Source organism: Klebsiella sp. 54, assembly GCF_018223875.1.
In the GTDB taxonomy this organism is placed as follows: domain Bacteria; phylum Pseudomonadota; class Gammaproteobacteria; order Enterobacterales; family Enterobacteriaceae; genus Klebsiella; species Klebsiella quasipneumoniae.
Genome location: NZ_JAGRRA010000019.1, coordinates 1 through 18,411 on the forward strand (window position 1 = coordinate 1; position 18,411 = coordinate 18,411).

Here is an 18,411-nt window from a genome sequence, read left to right on the forward strand (position 1 = left end):
CCCCTGCACCTGGTAACGCGGCAGGCAGCCCCACCCCAGCCCCATGCGCAGCAGCGCCAGCTGCCCCGTAACGTCACATACCGTCAGGGTCTCCTGATCGCCGAGCAGCGCCCCGCCCTCGCCGGTGGCGACCGCGCGGTAACGGCGCAGAGTTCGCCAGCTCAACGGGGCGCGACGCTCCGCCAGAGGATGCTGCGGGGAGACCACCAGCTCCAGATCCAGCTCGCCAAGGGGAAGATAATCATAGCCGCTCAGCGGCGGCGGCTCGCCGAGCGCCCCCAGCAGGAGATCGGCCTGCCCTTCAGTCAGCGGCCGCCAGTCCAGCAGCGAGGGGTTCAGCGTGAAGTGCAGCCGGGTCAGCGGCTGCTGTTGATAAAATGCGGCGATCAGCGGCGAGAGTTGCGCCACGGGAAAGGTGCTGTCCACCGCCAGGCGGAGGGTATGCTCCCACCCCTGCTGCAGCTTAACCGCCCGGATCTCCAGTTCGCGGGCGATATGCAGCACTTCCCGTCCTTTCTCCAGCAGCATCTGTCCGGTGGGGGTAAAGCGCGCGCGGTGACCGCTGCGGTCGAGCAGCTGAATATTGAGATCGCTTTCCAGCCGGTGAATGGTGTAGCTCAGCGCCGAGGGCGTTTTAAAGAGCCTTGCCGACGCCGCGGCAAAGCTCCCCTCTTTTTCCAGTGCGTCGAGGATCACGAGGACATCCAGCAGTGGTTTCATCGCTACCCCCTTACGGTATGCGAATCACCGCTGGCGCATCACTCCATCGGCATCACCAGCGGATCGGGGTACTGGTACTCAAACCCCAGCTCATTGCAGATTCGATTGCCATCCACAATCTTACCCTGGCCGCCGTCCGGGCTGTCACTGAACACCGGCGGCGGCAGCCCCAGCTCGCGGGCCATCTGCGGATAAAAGAGGCCGCGCGCCGGATGGCGGGGCGCACATAGATTATAGATGTGCCCGCCCTTCGGAGCCTGCAGCAGCAGTTCGATGGCGGCCACCACATCCTGCAAATGCACCAGATTGACCACATGCTGGCCATCCGGCGCCGACTTGCCGGCGAAAAAACGTCCCGGATGTCGGGACGGCCCCACCAGCCCGGCGAGGCGCAGAATATCCACCGACGTCCCCGGCAGGTTGTGCAGCCAGTCTTCCAGCTCCTTGAGCACCTGCCCGCTGGCGGTTTCCGGCAGTCGCGGGGAGTTCTCTTTCACCGTGCCGTTGACGTTGCCATACACCGAGGTGGAGCTGGTGAAGACGATCCGCGGAATATGGTACGCCAGCGCGGTATCGACGATCTCCTGCACCGCCTGCAGATAAAACCCTTCCCCCGCGCCGGTCCGCCGGGCCGGCAGCGTGATCACCAGCGCATCGACGTTCATCAGCGCGTCGAGGTCCTCGGTATCACAGACCAGCTGCGGCTCCAGGCGCAGCGGATAGCTGTCGATCCCGCACATCCGCGCCGCCTCCACGCCATCCTGCGTGGTTTTACTGCCGGTGACCTGCCAGCCTCGCGCCGTCAACGACAGCGCCAGCGGCATCCCCAGCCATCCCAAACCGACTATCGCGACCTTTTTCATCCCAGGCTCCTGACTCTTTCGCTGTGCTGATTACAGGCTACGCCAGCCAGCGGCAACTGACAATTTCTTCGCTCAATGTGAAATGAATTAATGATAGAAAAAAGCCCTTGCTTTCTGCGGCGGAAGTGGTTTAGGTTAAAGGACATCAAATGCATAGTCATTCACAGAGAATTTTATGAACCGCGTTCAATTTAAACACCACCATCATCACCATCATCCTGACTAGTCTTTCAGGCGATGTGTGCTGGAAGACATTTGGATCTTCCAGTGGTGCATGAACGCGCAGAGAGCCCCCGGAAGATTCACTTCCGGGGGCTTTTTTTTGGACCAAATTCGGACAGATTCAGACAGGTATTCAGAGGAAAAGAACAATGTTAGACAACACCCGTTTACGCATAGCTATTCAGAAATCAGGCCGTTTAAGCGAAGATTCACGCGAATTACTCAGCCGCTGCGGCATTAAAGTCAATTTGCACACCCAGCGTCTGATTGCGCTGGCGGAAAATATGCCAATCGACATTCTGCGCGTGCGTGATGACGATATCCCGGGCCTGGTGATGGACGGTGTTGTCGACCTCGGCATTATCGGCGAAAACGTGCTGGAAGAAGAGCTGCTCAGCCGCCGCGCCCAGGGCGAAGACCCGCGCTACTTCACCCTGCGTCGTCTGGACTTCGGCGGCTGCCGCCTGTCGCTGGCGACCCCGGTGGATGAAGCCTGGAACGGCCCGGCGGCGCTGGACGGCAAACGTATCGCCACCTCTTACCCGCACCTGCTGAAGCGCTACCTCGATCAAAAAGGTATCTCCTTTAAATCCTGTCTGCTGAACGGCTCCGTGGAAGTGGCGCCGCGCGCCGGCCTCGCCGACGCCATTTGCGACCTCGTCTCCACCGGCGCCACCCTGGAAGCCAACGGCCTGCGCGAAGTGGAAGTGATCTACCGCTCCAAAGCCTGCCTGATCCAGCGCGACGGCGAAATGGCCGACGCCAAACAGCAGCTGATTGACCGCCTGCTGACCCGTATTCAGGGCGTGATCCAGGCCCGCGAGTCGAAATACATCATGATGCACGCCCCGACCGAACGCCTTGAGGAAGTGGTTGCCCTGCTGCCGGGCGCCGAGCGTCCGACCATTCTGCCGCTGGCAGGCGACAAGCAGCGCGTGGCGATGCACATGGTCAGCAGCGAAACCCTGTTCTGGGAGACCATGGAAAAACTGAAGGCGCTGGGCGCCAGCTCCATTCTGGTGCTGCCGATTGAGAAGATGATGGAGTAATCGGCCAGCCGGTCACGGGACACACAGGGGAAAACAATCATGAGCTTCAACACAATAATCGACTGGAACGGCTGTAGCGCAGACCAACAGCGACAACTCTTAACGCGCCCGGCGATTTCCGCCTCCGACAGCATCAGTAAAACGGTGGCGGAGATCCTCGATAACGTCAAAGCCAACGGCGACGCGGCGCTGCGCGAATACAGCGCGAAGTTTGATAAAACCACCGTCGCCGCGCTGCAGGTGAGCGAGGCGGAGATCGCCGCCGCCGGCGAGCGCCTCAGCGACGAGCTGAAGCAGGCGATGGCGGTGGCGGTGCAAAACATCGAGACCTTCCACAACGCGCAAAAGCTGCAGGCGGTGGATGTCGAAACGCTGCCGGGGGTGCGCTGCCAGCAAGTGACCCGCCCTATCGCCTCCGTCGGGCTGTATATTCCGGGCGGCTCGGCGCCGCTGTTCTCCACGGTGCTGATGCTGGCGACGCCGGCGCGCATCGCCGGCTGTCAGGAGGTGGTGCTCTGCTCGCCGCCGCCGATCGCCGATGAGATCCTCTACGCCGCGCAGCTGTGCGGCGTGAAAACCATCTTTAACGTCGGCGGCGCGCAGGCCATCGCCGCCCTCGCCCTCGGTACCGAGTCGGTGCCAAAGGTGGATAAAATCTTTGGCCCGGGTAACGCTTACGTCACGGAAGCCAAACGCCAGGTCAGCCAGCGTCTGGACGGCGCGGCCATCGACATGCCGGCCGGCCCGTCGGAAGTGCTGGTGATCGCCGACAGCGGCGCCAACCCGGACTTTGTCGCCTCCGACCTGCTGTCGCAGGCGGAACACGGCCCGGACTCGCAGGTGATCCTCCTGACCCCGGACGCCGGGATGGGCAACCGCGTCGCCGAGGCCGTGGAGCGCCAGCTGGCCGCCCTGCCGCGCGCCGAAACCGCCCGCGTGGCGCTCTCCGCCAGCCGGATCATCGTGGCCCGCGACCTGGCGCAGTGCGTGGCCATCTCCAACCAGTACGGCCCGGAGCACCTGATCATTCAGACCCGCCAGGCCCGTGAGCTGGTGGACAGCATCACCAGCGCCGGTTCCGTTTTCCTTGGCGACTGGTCGCCGGAATCCGCGGGCGACTATGCCTCGGGCACCAACCACGTCCTGCCGACCTATGGCTATACCGCCACCTGTTCGAGCCTCGGCCTGGCCGACTTCCAGAAACGGATGACCGTGCAGGAGCTGTCGCGCGACGGCTTTGCCGCCCTCGCCTCGACGATTGAGATTCTGGCCGCCGCCGAGCGCCTTGACGCCCACAAAAACGCCGTAACGCTGCGCGTTGCCGCCCTGAAGGAGCAAGCATGAGCATTGAAGATTTAGCCCGCGCCAACGTTCGCGCGCTGACCCCGTATCAATCCGCTCGCCGCCTGGGCGGGAAAGGCGACGTCTGGCTGAACGCTAACGAATTCCCCACCGCCGTGGCCTTCCAGCTGACCGAGCAGACGCTGAACCGCTATCCGGAGCCGCAGCCGAAGGCGGTGATTGAGAGCTACGCCCGCTACGCCGAGGTTAAACCGGAGCAGGTGCTGGTCAGCCGCGGCGCCGACGAAGGCATTGAGCTGCTGATCCGCGCCTTCTGCGAGCCAGGCGAAGACGCCGTGCTCTACTGCCCGCCCACCTACGGCATGTACAGCGTCAGCGCCGAGACCATCGGCGTCGAGTGCCGCACCGTGCCGACGCTGGCCGACTGGCAGCTCGACCTGCCGGGCATCGAGGCGCAGCTGGACGGGGTGAAGGTGGTCTTCGTCTGCAGCCCGAACAACCCGACCGGGCAGATTATCGACCCGCAGTCGATGCGCGACCTGCTGGAGATGACCCGCGGCAAAGCTATCGTGGTGGCCGACGAAGCCTATATTGAATTCTGCCCGCAGGCGACGCTCGCCGGCTGGCTCAGCGACTATCCGCACCTGGTGGTGCTGCGCACGCTGTCTAAAGCCTTCGCCCTCGCTGGCCTGCGCTGCGGCTTCACCCTCGCCAACGCCGAGGTGATTAACGTGCTGCTGAAAGTGATCGCCCCGTACCCGCTCTCCACGCCGGTGGCCGATATCGCCGCCCAGGCGCTGAGCGCGGAAGGGATCGCCGCGATGCGTCAGCGCGTGGCGCAGATCCTCGACGAGCGCCGCTACCTGGTGGAACAGCTGCGCGGCATCGCCTGCGTGGAGCAGGTCTTCGATTCCGAAACCAACTACGTCCTGGCGCGGATAACCGCCTCCAGCGCAGTGTTTAAATCTTTGTGGGATCAGGGCATTATCTTACGTGACCAGAATAAACAACCTTCATTGAGCGGCTGTTTGCGTATCACTATCGGTACCCGTGCCGAGAGCCAGCGCGTGATTGACGCCTTGACTGCGGAGAATGTATGACCCAGAAGTATCTCTTTATTGACCGTGACGGCACCCTGATTTCCGAACCGCCGGTGGATTTCCAGGTGGACCGTTTCGACAAGCTGGCGTTTGAGCCGCAGGTGATCCCGGCGCTGCTGAAGCTGCAGCAGGAAGGCTATAAGCTGGTGATAATCACCAACCAGGATGGTCTGGGCACCGACAGCCTGCCGCAGGAGGCGTTTGATGGCCCGCACAACCTGATGATGCAGATCTTCGCCTCGCAGGGCGTTAACTTTGAAGAAGTGCTGATTTGTCCGCACTTCCCGGGCGACAACTGCGCCTGCCGCAAGCCGAAAACCCAGCTGGTTCTGCCGTGGCTGGAAGAGGGCGTACTGGATAAAGCCCACAGCTATGTGATTGGCGACAGGGCCACCGACCTTGAGCTGGCGGATAACATGGGGATTATCGGTCTGCGCTATGACCGCGAGACGCTGAACTGGCCGACCATCTGCGAGCAACTGACCCGCCGTGACCGCTATGCCCACGTCGAGCGCATCACCAAAGAGACCCAGGTGGATGTGAAAGTGTGGCTGGACCGCGAAGGCGGCAGCAAGATCCACACCGGCGTCGGCTTTTTTGACCATATGCTCGACCAAATCGCCACCCATGGCGGCTTCCGCATGGAGGTCAACGTCGGCGGCGATCTGTATATCGACGATCACCACACGGTGGAAGATACCGGCCTGGCCCTCGGCGAAGCCCTGAAGCTGGCGCTTGGCGACAAGCGCGGCATCAACCGTTTCGGATTCGTGCTGCCGATGGACGAGTGTCTCGCCCGCTGCGCGCTGGATATCTCCGGCCGTCCGCACCTGGAGTATAAGGCGGACTTCACCTATCAGCGCGTCGGCGATCTGAGCACCGAGATGGTGGAACACTTCTTCCGCTCGCTCTCTTACACCATGGCGGTGACGCTGCACCTGAAAACCAAGGGCAAGAACGATCACCACCGCGTTGAAAGCCTGTTCAAAGCCTTTGGCCGTACGCTGCGCCAGGCGATCCGCGTCCAGGGCGATGCCCTGCCGTCTTCCAAAGGGGTGCTGTAATGAATGTGGTGATCCTTGATACCGGGTGCGCCAACCTCAATTCGGTGAAATCGGCGATTGGCCGCCACGGCTATGAGCCGGTGGTCAGCCGCGACCCGGAGGTGGTATTGCGTGCCGATAAACTGTTTCTTCCCGGCGTCGGCACCGCCCAGGCGGCGATGGACCAGCTGCGCGACCGCGAGCTGATCGACCTGATCAAAGCCTGTACCCAGCCGGTGCTGGGGATTTGCCTGGGTATGCAGCTGCTCGGCAAGCGCAGTGAAGAGAACAACGGCGTCGATCTGCTGGGCATTATCGAGGAAGAGGTGCCGAAGATGACCGACCACGGCCTGCCGCTGCCGCACATGGGCTGGAACCGGGTGTATGCCAAAGCAGGCGATCGTCTGTTCCGCGGCATCGAAGAAGGGGCTTACTTCTACTTCGTGCACAGCTACGCCATGCCGGTCAACCCGTACACCATCGCCCAGTGCAATTACGGCGAGGCGTTCACCGCCGCGGTGCAGAAAGATAACTTCTTTGGCGTGCAGTTCCACCCGGAGCGCTCCGGGAGCGCCGGGGCGCAGCTGCTGAAAAACTTTCTGGAGATGTGATGATTATTCCTGCTTTAGATTTAATCGACGGCACCGTCGTTCGTCTCCACCAGGGCGATTATGGCCAGCAGCGCGACTATGGCAGCGATCCGCTGCCGCGCCTGCAGTCCTATGCCGCTCAGGGAGCGGAAGTCCTGCACCTGGTCGACCTGACCGGGGCGAAGGATCCGGCGAAGCGCCAGATCCCGCTGCTGAAATCGCTGGTCGCCGGCGTTGACGTCCCGGTGCAGGTCGGCGGCGGCGTGCGGACCGAGGCGGATGTCGCGGCCCTGCTTGAAGCCGGCGTCGCCCGCGTGGTGGTCGGTTCCACCGCGGTGAAATCCCCGGAGGAAGTGAAAGGCTGGTTTAAACGCTTTGGCCCTGAACGACTGGTGCTGGCCCTCGACGTGCGTATCGACGCCGACGGCAATAAGCAGGTGGCGGTCAGCGGCTGGCAGGAAAACTCCGGCGTGACCCTGGAGGAGCTGGTGGAGAGCTATCTGCCGGTCGGCCTGCAGCATGTGCTGTGCACCGATATCTCCCGCGACGGCACGCTGGCAGGTTCTAACGTCTCGCTGTACGAGGAGGTCTGCGCCCGCTACCCGCAGGTGGCGTTTCAGTCGTCCGGCGGCATCGGCGATCTCAATGATATTGCCGCCCTGCGCGGCACCGGGGTGCGCGGCGTGATTGTCGGTCGCGCGCTGCTGGAAGGCAAATTCAACGTAACGGAGGCCATTCAATGCTGGCAAAACGGATAATCCCCTGCCTCGACGTCCGCGACGGTCAGGTAGTGAAAGGCGTGCAGTTCCGTAATCACGAGATCATCGGCGATATCGTCCCGCTGGCTAAGCGCTATGCCGACGAAGGCGCCGACGAGCTGGTGTTTTATGATATCACCGCCTCCAGCGACGGCCGGGTGGTCGATAAGAGCTGGGTGTCGCGGGTGGCGGAAGTAATCGATATTCCTTTCTGCGTGGCGGGCGGGATCAAGTCGCTGGAAGACGCGGCGCAGATCCTCTCCTTCGGCGCCGATAAGATCTCGATTAACTCCCCTGCTCTCGCCGACCCGACGCTGATCACCCGCCTTGCCGACCGCTTTGGCGTGCAGTGCATCGTGGTGGGGATCGATACCTGGTTTGATGCACAGACCGGCAAGTATCACGTTAATCAGTACACCGGCGACGAGAGCCGCACCCGGGTGACGCAGTGGGAAACCCTCGACTGGGTGGAGGAAGTGCAGAAGCGCGGCGCGGGCGAGATCGTCCTCAATATGATGAACCAGGACGGGGTGCGCAACGGCTACGACCTGCAGCAGCTGGCGAAGGTCCGCGCGGTGTGCCATGTGCCGCTGATCGCCTCCGGCGGCGCAGGCACCATGGAACACTTCCTCGAAGCCTTCCGCGACGCCGACGTTGACGGCGCGCTGGCGGCCTCAGTATTCCACAAACAGATTATTAATATTGGCGAACTGAAAGCGTACCTGGCGGCACAGGGCGTGGAGATAAGGGTATGTTGACTGAACAGCTGGACTGGGAAAAAACGGACGGCATGATGCCGGCCATCGTGCAGCACGCCGTATCCGGCGAAGTGCTGATGCTGGGCTACATGAACAAGGACGCGCTGGAGAAAACCGAAGCCACCGGCAAGGTCACCTTTTACTCACGCACCAAACAGCGGCTGTGGACCAAGGGTGAAACCTCGGGAAATGTCCTCAACGTGGTGAGCATCACACCGGACTGCGACAACGATACGCTGCTGGTGCTGGTGAACCCGATCGGGCCGACCTGCCACAAAGGCACCACCAGCTGCTTCGGCGACGCCGGCCACCAGTGGCTGTTCCTCTATCAGCTGGAGCAGCTGCTGGCCGAGCGTAAGCACGCCGACCCGGAGAGCTCCTACACGGCGAAGCTGTATGCCAGCGGCACCAAGCGCATCGCGCAGAAAGTGGGAGAAGAAGGCGTAGAGACCGCGCTGGCCGCCACGGTGAACGACCGCTTCGAGCTGAAGAATGAGGCGTCGGACCTGATGTATCACCTGCTGGTGCTGCTGCAGGACCAGGGGCTGGATCTCGGGGAAGTGATTGATAATCTGAAGAGTCGTCACTAACGCGTTGACCCCCGCCGCAACGGCGGGGGTAGCTAGCCTCAGGATTTGCTTTCCAGCAGAGTAGTGTAGAGATTGACGTAAGCGTCAATCATATGGTCGGCAGTAAACATCTCTTCAAAACGACGACGCGAGTTTTCGCCATAGCGGCTGGCGGTTTCATCGTTATGCCAGAGCTCATTCATCGCCTCCACCAGCGCCCGACTGTCATTCGGCGGGATCACGCAACCATTCACTTTGTCCTGGTTAATGAACGAGGTCCCGGTGCCGATCTCACAGGAGATCAGCGGCCTGGCGAAGCGCGCGCCTTCCAGTAACGTAATGCCAAACGCCTCGGAGCGCAGATGCGAGGGGAAGACCACGCCACGGCAGAGCTGGAAGAGAATGTATTTATCTTCGTCGTTGAGCATGCCGGTAAACACCACATTGCTCAGCCCGCGCTGCTGCGCTTCACGACGCACTTCCGCCTCCAGCGGCCCTCCCCCGACGATCACCACCGGCAGCCGGCTACGCTCGGCGGCATCCAGCAGAATGTGCAGCCCTTTGTAGTAGCGGAAAGCGCCGACGAAGAGGAAGAAGTTATCGCCGACGGTTTCCCGCCAGTGCGCCACCCGCTGCGGATCGTGCTGCACGTCATGCTGCTCCAGACCAAACGGGATCACCACCGTTTTATCCTGATATTTTTTCAGGGTCTGGCTGGAGGCCACGTAGTTGGGCGACGAGGCGACGATGCAGTCGACGCTGGCGAGAAATCGCTCCTGCAGCGGCTGGTACAGCTTCATTAACCGTTTTTGTTTCACAATATCCGAGTGATAGGTCACCACTGTTCTGACGTCAGGCCGCGCCGAGAGATGCAACATATCCATGAATGGAAACGGAAAATGGTAGTTGATGATGTCGTAGTCATCTTTAATCTGCTTAAAACGCGTTAACGCTTTCAGCGAAAACGGCGTGGAGGCAATTTCAAAAAGCTGCTTATTATAAATGACCCGATGGTCTTCGTAGGCGACAGGTCCTGTCTCTTTGTCCGGGCTAAAAGTAAAAACATCGGCTGCGATTCCCCGGCGGGCGCAGCCCTGACTGAGCTGATAAATGACCTGCTCAATACCGCCGTAGGTATCGGGATAGTAGGTCTTATAGACGTGTAGAACTCTCAACTGACACCCTTAGAGTAATTTATAGGCGTTAATGGTCTGGGTCGTACAGTTCTCCCACGAAAACTGTTTCGCCTGGGCAAGACCGCGCGCGGTGGCGATTTCCCGCCAGCTATCATCCTGCAGGCTCTGCAAAATATGCGCGCTAATCGCGTCTACATCATTAGGATCGGCAACGAGGCCGGCATCGCCAACCACCTCAGGCAAAGAAGTGACATTGGAACATACTACCGGCACACCGCAAGACATCGCTTCAAGAATAGGTAAACCGAATCCCTCGTAGAAGGAGGGATAAACAAAGGTTCTGGCCGCCGCGTACAGATAAGGCAGGTCTTCATCCGGGACATAGCCCAGGTAACGGATCCACCCTTCTCGCGTACCGCGCTCGACTAACTGCCACAGCACATCGTCTTCCCATCCGCGATAACCGCTGAGGATCAGCGGGTAGCGCATGCGGGTCTCCATCGGCAGCAGCTGATAGGCCTGCAGCAGACCGCGGATATTTTTACGCGGCTCCATGGTGCCGATATACAACGCATAGCCCTGCCACGCCAGCTGATATTTCTGCAGGACCGGCAGGCACTCCGCCGGGCTGCGCGGAATATAGTCGCTGCTGCAGGCCAGCTTGGTGGTGACGATCCGCTCCGCCGGATAGTTGAACAGGCGGATGATTTCACTGCGCGAGAAGTCAGAGACGGTCAGGATCAGCTTTGCCGAACCCAGGCTCTCGTGCAGGGACTTCTCCATATAGCGAACCCGATCTTTTGGATGATATTCCGGGCAGGTAAATATAGAGATGTCATGAAACGTGGTTACGGCGCGTTCCAGGCGATGCGGCAGATAGAAGTTAGGCCCATGGTAAATGTAGTCTTTGTAATCGCGCAATGCCCACGCCTGGCGCCGCGGATGCAGCAGGCGATACGCCTCAATCAGCAGCGGCTGGCGGCGCAGAAACGCCGACAGACGACCATGATTGCTGGCTTTGGTATCGCTTTTATTCTCAACCTGGGGGATCTGGTCGATAAACGACGCGCCGTGAAACAGCTTCAGCTCTTCGATTTCACGAGCAACCGCCAGCCGCTTAACCAGTTCCAGGGAATACCGACCGATGCCCGTTAACGGATATTTAATTGGCTCAGTAGCAAAAATAATTTTCATAACGAACTCATCACAAGGGCCACCGGGGCGGCCCTGTTGATAGCGATTATTGCTTCGCGGTTGGCGCGATAATCGGCAGGTTTTTCAGGAGAAATTCCGCGCTCTGCTTCCAGGTTAACCAGTTGATATTTTCGGAGCGAGGATGCGCGTTTTGCTCATACAGGGCTAACCAGTCTTCGACGGCCTTAGCAATGTCAGCCGGCGCCTCCCCGGAGAAATACCACGCATGTTCCTGAGCAATCTCTTTAAACACCGGGATATCGCGGATAATCACCGGCAGCTTTTTCTGCGCCGCTTCAATCAACGGCAGGCCAAAGCCCTCCCCCTGCGAGGCAAAGATCAGCGCCCGTGAACGAGCGTATAGCTCGGCCAAAAACTCGTCGCTGATATTCTGCAACCAGAACAGCTTTTTGTTCAGCTGAGGATGATGGCGTAATTTTTCGCACAAGCTGTCAACGTTCCAGCCCTGTTTGCCGACGATAAACAAGTTGTAGTCTTTGCCCTCGCGCCACAGCTCCTCGAAGGCGGCCAGCGTCTGGGCGTGACCTTTGCGCGGCTCCATGGTGCCCACCATGATAAATGACGGGGCTGCGGCCATCGTGGCTAACAGCGCCTGTGCATTGTCCGGCATGCCAGTGGACGGTACGCTGGCATCGAGGTCGGCGCCCAGATGGAAGTTGCTGACGGTCAGCAGCGGATTCGGTTTCACCCAATGGCTATTTTCCGCAATCCACGCTTTCACATCCTCGGCGACGCTTGCAGAGACGCAGATCAGCCGGTCGGCATGCTCCGCGAGGCAGGACAGCCAGATCGGGAATTCACGCTGAATGCCTTCGATACTCCACTCCGGGCGTCGTAATGGCAAAATATCATGCACCACGAAGCAGGCGAACGCCCCGGCGGCGCGCATGCTGTCAATTTGCGTCACCACCTCCGGGAAGAGATGCGCGGTCAGATCGGTGGCGATCAGAATATCATCTTTGCTGAACAGCACCGGCTCGTCGGCACCATATTCGCCCGGGAAGTTACTGGACAGATATTGGTTAGCGTAGCGGTAACACTCGCCTGGGGTGTAGTAGACGGCGGAAACCTTATAACCCGGCACGCCGGATTTCAGTAATTCGCTGAGAATACTGCGCGAGACGCGCTGGATCCCGGTCTTCGCGTCATGCTTCGCCAGAACCGAAATGTCCACCAGCAGCTTGCGGGTATGCTGCTTAAAGCCATTGCGCGCAACGGCCCACGCCAGACCGAGACGGTCGACTTCGCTCAGCGCATCAATTTTCTGCATCGTCTGAATCCGCGAGGCGGTCACGCCTTCCGCCTGCCCAGCATGTGCCCCTTTGGACGACTGCAGCAGACGAGAGAAACCATCGATCGCCAGATGGGCGGTATTGGCCCAGGAGAATTTGGCCGACTGCGTCAGAGCATGCGCCTTCAGCTCACGGTAAAACGCCTCATCGGTCAGCGCCTTCTCCATCACCCGGCGAATATCCTGCACGTCATGCGGATTGAACATCGCATCTTCCCAGCCAATGACTTCCGGCAGGCTGGTAATGTTTGAACCTAAGGTCGCCGCCCCGCAGCGCATCGCTTCCAGCGGCGGCAGGCCGAAACCTTCATGCAGCGACGGGAACACAAACAGTTTGCACAGGTTGTACAGGGCAATCAGATCGTCGTCGGTCAGGAAGCCGGTAAAGATAAGCTGACTGCGGGAGAGGCCATAGCTTTCCGCCAGACGCAGAATACGCTCCAGATCTTCAGGATGCACCTTATACGCGAGCACCATCGGATAGCGCTGCTGCAGTTCGGCAGGCAGCATGCTGTAAGCATGAATAAGCGCTTCAATGTTTTTCCGCGGCTCGATCATCGCCAGCGTTAGGATAAACTCATCCGGCAGGCTGTATTTGTCTTTTAAAGACTGAATACGCTCAGCGGAATAATCGATCACCGCAAACTCTTCGCCCACCGCCGAGGAGATGTTCAATACCCGATCGCTGGCGATGTCGGTATATTCGATCACTTCCTGGGCCGCCGACTGCGAAATAGCGAAGATCGCATCCGCCCGCTCAAACTCCGCCAGCTTGTTCATATAAAACTCGCGGAAATTCGGGTCGCCGAGATAACGTTCTTTATTTAACAGCGGGATCAGATCGTGGCATACGCACACCGTCTTCCACGGCACATTGTCCGCCGGAATAGACACGGTATAACTATCCCCATGGCCTTCGAAGAAGCTAATAACATAGACAATATCAGGCGCGATATTGGCGATAGCGATATCGCGGGCCGCCTGGGCGGCTTTGCTACGACCGTGGTTATCGATATTGCAATAGGCCGTTGGCGCGACGGCGGAGAAGATGAACATATCTTCGTCCGTCAGCAGGTCCCGATAAGCCATTTTTACATCATTAATATTGTCAATGGGATACATACCATTGATCAGAATACTGACGCGATGCTCACCGGCATTTTCAATAATGGCGCGGCTCATGGCCAGGGTACTGCGACCGATACCGCGGAATTTGCTTTCCGACTGGTAGCCCTGGACATCAATCAAAATATGCAAGTTAATCTCCTTATTTATTTTTCGTTAGTTTGAGATAAATTTCATAAACCTCCGGAGGTAGAAGCTCCGGATGCATCACTTGCAGCTCAGTCTGCGATAAAATCTGCGCATCAGCCTGATACTGGCTATGCGGCAGCGGATTCATACGACGATACAAACGGTATGCCGGTTGATAAAGACCCAGCTTATGTAACCCATTTACCGCGGTATGTTTTACCTGCGGATGTTTTCTCATAAACGAGAAAACAAAGCGCAGGACGCGCTTAATAAAATGTTTACAACGCTGCACGAAACCATACTGTCTCAGCAAATGGATCTGCAGTCCCAGATAACGATAACCCTTGGTCATTCTCCAGGAACGGCTGCGATGGATTTTTTCAATTTCCTGGCGAAGCTGCTGGTTTTCGTTATGTAAATGGTGAATCTCCCGGTTCGCGGCTTCCAGTCGCTGGAGGAGCTCAGCGGTTTCCGGCGGCAGCTCGGGCTGAATGTCAGCCTGGGCGTGAGCTTTTGCCGACTCCAGCAGCGCGGTCAGCTGCGCCATATTCTCAGTCAGCCAGCTCAGCTCATGGCTGACTTCCACTGGCTGTTGCGCTTTTTCGACTAACGCATCCTGTGCCGCCTGCAGCTGAACGATCTGCTGCTCCAGAGCCTGGATTTCCCCACGCATCGCCTCCGAGCCGGCACTTTCATTGCGCACCCGGGACTGAAGCTCCAGCAGCACCGTTTCCTGAGCGATAATCCACTGCTCCGTCGCCCCACGCTGCTGTTCAGCTGACGGCAGTTTCGCTTTCTTGTCGAACAGCGACAACAGCAGAGCAAAGTTCCAGCTGTCAACCGGCTCCTGCCAGACTGCATACAGCCAGTTTGACCACGGCTGCGGCAGGTTGAACGGATGCACGGGCGCCGAGCGCCAGAAACCGTTTAAGTTTTTGTTTTCGGCAAACAGCTCATTCACAAACACGAAGAACGACTGGACAAGGTTTGTCGGCCAGCTGCAGTCCTGTGGGGTGGTGACGATAGACCCGAAGTCGATTAAGCGGGCATGCTGCCGGGCATCGACCATCACGTTCCACGGGCGTACATCGTCATGCCAGAACCCTTGCTTCTCCAGCGCCGCTAAGGAACGGAGCAAGCTGCCAAGGATTTTTTCACGATCGATCTCTTCCCCGGCCGCCAGCATATCGCTCAGCAAGCTACCCGGGAGCTTTTCCATCACCAGCCAGCCAGACTGGGCGTTTTCGCCGTGGGCCAGTAATGCCGGCGCGTCAAAGCCCGCTGGCGGTTGCGCCAGGAACTTTATTTCATTATGCAGTTCATGTTTATTACGCTGGCTCTCTTCCGCCGTCAGGATGCCGTGAGGCATGTCGTAATAGAAAAACTTGCACACATAATCTTCGCCAAAGAAGTAGCGACGGCTGCGCTTATGCGCCAGGCCGGCCCCGGCATAGGGCTGATTTTGCCAGTGCTGGAACGGCTGATTAAAATCGTTGAGCAGCACCCGGTGGTTGCTGACCAGGTACATCGGGCGCGGAACGGGGGATAAATGGGTATCAAACTCGCCAATCAGGCGATAAAACGCGCACTGCTCAATCAGTTCGCGCGGATCTTCCGGCTGAGAAACGCCCCAGTAGAGCGGTTCTTCTTTCACCGCCAGCTCAAGGATCACCGCCTGGGTAACATCCGCCAGGCGCGAGAGCAGACGTTTAACTTCATCGATACCATGAAGATGAACAATATGATGAAACACGCTTAAGCCAATGGCCAGATCAAACTCGCCCTCTTCCAGCGCGGCGATCACCTCTTCAATTCTGCCTACCCGGAATTCGGCGGCAAAGTCGGGGTTTTCTTCGGCCAGCGCGCGGCACACGTTAATATTTTCCTGCTGGAAATCGATACCAACGATAGTCGCGCCTTTGCTTGCCAGGCTCAGGCTGAAAAAGCCCTGAGCGCAGCCCAGATCGAGAACTTTAAGCGGGCGGCCCAGCGCCCGGGATAAGTTATCGTACTGTTCGGTAATCAAATCGAGACGTTGATTACAATCGCGAGCGGCGTCGCCATCCCACTCGGGATGTCCAAAAATAGTTTGATAAATCTCAGGTAATTCGCTAACCAGCGTGTTTAAGTTTTTAGTCATGGAATCGTTTTTCTCAACGTCATTGGTAGCTAGTAAAGGACGACTTAAGATCGATGACACCCCAGAAATCCATGCTCTTGGTCACATGTAAAATAATGGAGTCGTAACGTCTGTCCAGCGGCGTCATATCCGTCTGCGGGTTGCCGGCAGAGATACCAAATGACAGCAGGTAATCGCCACTGTTTAAATCCACCGGAAGGCTAAATTTAAACACCCGAACATCGCCGCGGGAAACCGAAATATTCTCGCGCCCTTCTGAGGCGAGGAAAGAGTTGGTTCCGTAGAGGAATAAGCCATCGAGAGTCTTAATCAGGATGCCTGGCACCACGCAATCAAAATCGTATTCAAACACGACCTTCATCAGAAAATCGGTCTGCTGATTGCCCGTCAGCGATGGCGGAAAATCAACCCCGGCGCTCTGAATATGGTAATCGATGATTTTCGCGCCCCCCTGCCCCCAGCGGTACTCTTCCGGACGGTAGCCTGGTCGCGTGTGGTACACATCTTCAATCTCATCGAGCGACATCTGGCTTTCACCACTGGCTGACGAGGTAGCCGTTTCGCTTTTCTTCGCGCTGTCTTTATCAGGTTTGCCAAACAGCTCATCCAGGTAACGGTTGGTCACGTCACGGGCGGTGCCGTCCATGCAGATGTCACCATTTTTGAGGAAGATGGCGCGGTCGCAGTGCTTGACGATATCCCCAGCGCTGTGGGAAACCAGCAGCAGCGTGGTGCCCTGCTTTTTGAAGTCCGCAATGCGGGCGTAGCACTTCGCCTGAAAGCGGGAGTCGCCAACGGAGAGCGCTTCATCGACGATCAGAATATCCGGGCGAGAAGCGGTAGCCACGGCGAACGCCAGACGCATTTGCATGCCACTGGAATAGATACGGACCGGCTCTTCAATGTAGTCGCCGATATCTGCAAAGGCTTCGATCTCCGGCATTAAGCGCTCGATCTCTTCGCGGCTCAGGCCCATCATCAGCCCGGACATATACACGTTCTGCCGGCCGGTAAAGTCGGGATGGAAACCCATGCCCAGCTCCAGCAGCGCAGCGACGCGCCCCTGGATCTCAATGCTTCCTTTGGTGGGCTGGGTGGTGCCGGTCAGCAGCTTCAGCAACGTACTTTTACCTGCGCCGTTCACCCCGACAATACCGACTGCTTCACCGGGTTCAATGCTGAAATTGATGTCTTTTAACACCCATTTTTTGCTGTGCCGCGGCTTATCGCCCGGCAGCAGTTTCTCAATGACCCGGTTCCATTTGGATGGGTAATATTTATACGCCTTGCCGACGTGCTGAACTTTGATACTCATGATTAAATCTCGTCCACAATATCAGCGGCATGTTTTTTAAATAAACGCCAGGCAAATAAAAACAGAATGACCGACACCACCGTGACCGGAAGCAGCGCCATCCAGTCAGGGCTCTGGTGATAGAGCATCACATTCTGGTAGGAACCGATAATGGTCGCCATCGGGTTATAGGCCAGCAGGCCTGATACCCATTCCGGCAGCGTTTTGGACACGTAAACAATAGGCGTAAACCAGAACCAAAACTGCAGCAGGATATTGACGAACTGGCCGATGTCGCGGACAAAAACGTTCAGCACGCCGAGGATAATCCCCAGGCCCAGGGTGAACAGCATCTGGACGATCAGCACCGGAATGATTTCAAAGAAAATCATGCCCGGGAAATTCCCCGTGACGATCAGAAACAGCACAAACAGACCGAAAATGATCAGAAAGTTAATGAACGCCGAAGCCGTGACGATGATCGGTAAACAGATCCGCGGAAAGCTGAGCTTTTTAAGAATGTTGGCGTTGGTCAGAAAAACGTTGACCAGACTGTTAAGCGTTTCCGTGAACAGCCCCCAGGTTAACACCCCGGAACAGAGGTAGATGCTATAGGCAAAAGGGCCGTCCATGCCCGCCAGGCGGGCACGCATTAACTCAGAAAAGATTAATGTATAGACGGAAATCATGGCGATCGGCTGTAAAATCAGCCATGCCGCGCCTAAAAAGCTGGTCTGGTAACGGGACTGAAAGTCCCGTTTAACGCTGTCAATAATAAAGCCACGGTAGCGATAGATCGCTGAAAACATAGGACTCAAAGCGATTCCTCTTTTAACAGGTTAAGCAGCTCGGCGGTTTTCTCGTTCATCAACGCCGTATCCGCTCTGGACTCCACGTTCAGACGCACCACCGGCTCCGTGTTGGACGTGCGCAGGTTAAAGCGCCACTCAGGGTATTCAATACTGATACCGTCCGTTGTGTCGATGTGGGCGGCCGCCGGCTCATACTGCGCCCGGATGCGCGCGATCGCCTCCGCCGCATTACCCAGCTTGCGGTTGATCTCCCCCGACGCCGGGAATGCCGCCTGGCGGTCCGCCACCAGCGATT

The 18,411-nt window shown here is 58.3% G+C and carries 17 protein-coding genes, 1 pseudogene and 1 other annotated feature; of the genes and pseudogenes, 9 read left to right on the forward strand and 9 right to left on the reverse strand.

Going from position 1 to position 18,411, the window contains the following annotated elements; all coding sequences use genetic code 11:
* Window positions 1–720, reverse strand: a 720-nt coding sequence (locus tag KHQ24_RS23950) for a LysR family transcriptional regulator (protein WP_211777516.1), incomplete at its 3' end; no start/stop codon positions are given.
* Between the two features lie 38 nt (window positions 721–758).
* On the reverse strand, window positions 759–1,583 hold the full coding sequence (locus tag KHQ24_RS23955; RefSeq protein WP_004203585.1) for an SDR family oxidoreductase: 825 nt from the start codon (window positions 1,581–1,583) through the stop codon (window positions 759–761).
* A 175-nt stretch (window positions 1,584–1,758) separates the two neighbouring features.
* Here KHQ24_RS23955 and hisL point away from each other — a divergent pair, with 175 nt between their 5' ends.
* From hisL to hisIE, 9 genes are all read left to right on the forward strand, one after another.
* Window positions 1,759–1,809, forward strand: coding sequence for a his operon leader peptide (gene hisL / locus KHQ24_RS23960; protein WP_004899375.1), 51 nt, complete (start codon window positions 1,759–1,761; stop codon window positions 1,807–1,809).
* Window positions 1,785–1,907, forward strand: a sequence feature (His leader region). It overlaps the preceding gene by 25 nt.
* A gap of 47 nt (window positions 1,908–1,954) precedes the next feature.
* Entirely contained in the window at window positions 1,955–2,854 is a 900-nt protein-coding gene (gene hisG / locus KHQ24_RS23965; RefSeq protein WP_002912152.1) for an ATP phosphoribosyltransferase, read from the forward strand.
* 39 nt (window positions 2,855–2,893) lie between these two features.
* Window positions 2,894–4,198 (forward strand): histidinol dehydrogenase, encoded by a 1,305-nt coding sequence (gene hisD, locus KHQ24_RS23970; RefSeq protein ID WP_065904471.1) that lies wholly within the window; start codon window positions 2,894–2,896, stop codon window positions 4,196–4,198.
* Complete coding sequence (gene hisC / locus KHQ24_RS23975; protein WP_004203588.1) at window positions 4,195–5,256, forward strand: histidinol-phosphate transaminase; 1,062 nt, start codon at window positions 4,195–4,197, stop codon at window positions 5,254–5,256. Before hisD ends, hisC begins: the two co-directional genes overlap by 4 nt.
* Window positions 5,253–6,320 (forward strand): bifunctional histidinol-phosphatase/imidazoleglycerol-phosphate dehydratase HisB, encoded by a 1,068-nt coding sequence (hisB, locus tag KHQ24_RS23980; RefSeq protein ID WP_004203589.1) that lies wholly within the window; start codon window positions 5,253–5,255, stop codon window positions 6,318–6,320. Before hisC ends, hisB begins: the two co-directional genes overlap by 4 nt.
* Window positions 6,320–6,910: an imidazole glycerol phosphate synthase subunit HisH gene (gene hisH, locus KHQ24_RS23985; RefSeq protein ID WP_002912227.1), complete on the forward strand. Its 591-nt coding sequence runs from the start codon at window positions 6,320–6,322 to the stop codon at window positions 6,908–6,910. Before hisB ends, hisH begins: the two co-directional genes overlap by 1 nt.
* Window positions 6,910–7,647, forward strand: coding sequence for a 1-(5-phosphoribosyl)-5-[(5-phosphoribosylamino)methylideneamino]imidazole-4-carboxamide isomerase (gene hisA / locus KHQ24_RS23990; RefSeq protein WP_004200373.1), 738 nt, complete (start codon window positions 6,910–6,912; stop codon window positions 7,645–7,647). Before hisH ends, hisA begins: the two co-directional genes overlap by 1 nt.
* On the forward strand, window positions 7,629–8,405 hold the full coding sequence (gene hisF / locus KHQ24_RS23995) for an imidazole glycerol phosphate synthase subunit HisF (RefSeq protein ID WP_017899707.1): 777 nt from the start codon (window positions 7,629–7,631) through the stop codon (window positions 8,403–8,405). Before hisA ends, hisF begins: the two co-directional genes overlap by 19 nt.
* On the forward strand, window positions 8,399–8,995 hold the full coding sequence (gene hisIE / locus KHQ24_RS24000; protein WP_004203593.1) for a bifunctional phosphoribosyl-AMP cyclohydrolase/phosphoribosyl-ATP diphosphatase HisIE: 597 nt from the start codon (window positions 8,399–8,401) through the stop codon (window positions 8,993–8,995). Before hisF ends, hisIE begins: the two co-directional genes overlap by 7 nt.
* A 38-nt stretch (window positions 8,996–9,033) precedes the next feature.
* Here hisIE and wbdC read toward each other — a convergent pair whose 3' ends face one another.
* The 7 genes and pseudogenes from wbdC to KHQ24_RS24035 form a co-directional block, all read right to left on the reverse strand.
* Complete coding sequence (wbdC, locus tag KHQ24_RS24005) at window positions 9,034–10,149, reverse strand: N-acetyl-alpha-D-glucosaminyl-diphospho-ditrans,octacis-undecaprenol 3-alpha-mannosyltransferase WbdC (protein ID WP_064157345.1); 1,116 nt, start codon at window positions 10,147–10,149, stop codon at window positions 9,034–9,036.
* A gap of 9 nt (window positions 10,150–10,158) precedes the next feature.
* On the reverse strand, window positions 10,159–11,304 hold the full coding sequence (locus KHQ24_RS24010; protein ID WP_211777517.1) for a glycosyltransferase family 4 protein: 1,146 nt from the start codon (window positions 11,302–11,304) through the stop codon (window positions 10,159–10,161).
* A gap of 46 nt (window positions 11,305–11,350) precedes the next feature.
* Window positions 11,351–13,873, reverse strand: a complete 2,523-nt coding sequence (gene wbdA, locus KHQ24_RS24015) for a polymannosyl GlcNAc-diphospho-ditrans,octacis-undecaprenol 2,3-alpha-mannosylpolymerase WbdA (protein ID WP_211777518.1) — start codon at window positions 13,871–13,873, stop codon at window positions 11,351–11,353.
* 10 nt (window positions 13,874–13,883) lie between these two features.
* Window positions 13,884–16,010: a class I SAM-dependent methyltransferase gene (locus KHQ24_RS24020; RefSeq protein WP_017899710.1), complete on the reverse strand. Its 2,127-nt coding sequence runs from the start codon at window positions 16,008–16,010 to the stop codon at window positions 13,884–13,886.
* A 19-nt stretch (window positions 16,011–16,029) separates the two neighbouring features.
* Window positions 16,030–17,325, reverse strand: a complete 1,296-nt coding sequence (gene wzt / locus KHQ24_RS24025) for an O9 family O-antigen export ABC transporter ATP-binding subunit (RefSeq protein ID WP_004203600.1) — start codon at window positions 17,323–17,325, stop codon at window positions 16,030–16,032.
* 2 nt (window positions 17,326–17,327) lie between these two features.
* Window positions 17,328–18,113: an O9 family O-antigen export ABC transporter permease subunit gene (wzm, locus tag KHQ24_RS24030; RefSeq protein ID WP_004203602.1), complete on the reverse strand. Its 786-nt coding sequence runs from the start codon at window positions 18,111–18,113 to the stop codon at window positions 17,328–17,330.
* A 5-nt stretch (window positions 18,114–18,118) separates the two neighbouring features.
* A pseudogene (locus tag KHQ24_RS24035) lies at window positions 18,119–18,411 on the reverse strand (phosphomannomutase CpsG); the annotation flags it as partial.

Bases quoted from the DNA above. Each gene is read 5' to 3' on its own strand.
- wzt (WP_004203600.1), bottom strand. From the start codon at position 17,325: ATGAGTATCAAAGTTCAGCACGTCGGCAAGGCGTATAAATATTACCCA.
- wzm (WP_004203602.1), bottom strand. From the start codon at position 18,113: ATGTTTTCAGCGATCTATCGCTACCGTGGCTTTATTATTGACAGCGTT.
- KHQ24_RS23955 (WP_004203585.1), bottom strand. From the start codon at position 1,583: ATGAAAAAGGTCGCGATAGTCGGTTTGGGATGGCTGGGGATGCCGCTG.
- hisA (WP_004200373.1), top strand. From the start codon at position 6,910: ATGATTATTCCTGCTTTAGATTTAATCGACGGCACCGTCGTTCGTCTC.
- hisC (WP_004203588.1), top strand. From the start codon at position 4,195: ATGAGCATTGAAGATTTAGCCCGCGCCAACGTTCGCGCGCTGACCCCG.
- hisG (WP_002912152.1), top strand. From the start codon at position 1,955: ATGTTAGACAACACCCGTTTACGCATAGCTATTCAGAAATCAGGCCGT.
- KHQ24_RS24020 (WP_017899710.1), bottom strand. From the start codon at position 16,010: ATGACTAAAAACTTAAACACGCTGGTTAGCGAATTACCTGAGATTTAT.
- hisF (WP_017899707.1), top strand. From the start codon at position 7,629: ATGCTGGCAAAACGGATAATCCCCTGCCTCGACGTCCGCGACGGTCAG.
- hisB (WP_004203589.1), top strand. From the start codon at position 5,253: ATGACCCAGAAGTATCTCTTTATTGACCGTGACGGCACCCTGATTTCC.
- KHQ24_RS24010 (WP_211777517.1), bottom strand. From the start codon at position 11,304: ATGAAAATTATTTTTGCTACTGAGCCAATTAAATATCCGTTAACGGGC.
- hisIE (WP_004203593.1), top strand. From the start codon at position 8,399: ATGTTGACTGAACAGCTGGACTGGGAAAAAACGGACGGCATGATGCCG.
- hisH (WP_002912227.1), top strand. From the start codon at position 6,320: ATGAATGTGGTGATCCTTGATACCGGGTGCGCCAACCTCAATTCGGTG.
- hisD (WP_065904471.1), top strand. From the start codon at position 2,894: ATGAGCTTCAACACAATAATCGACTGGAACGGCTGTAGCGCAGACCAA.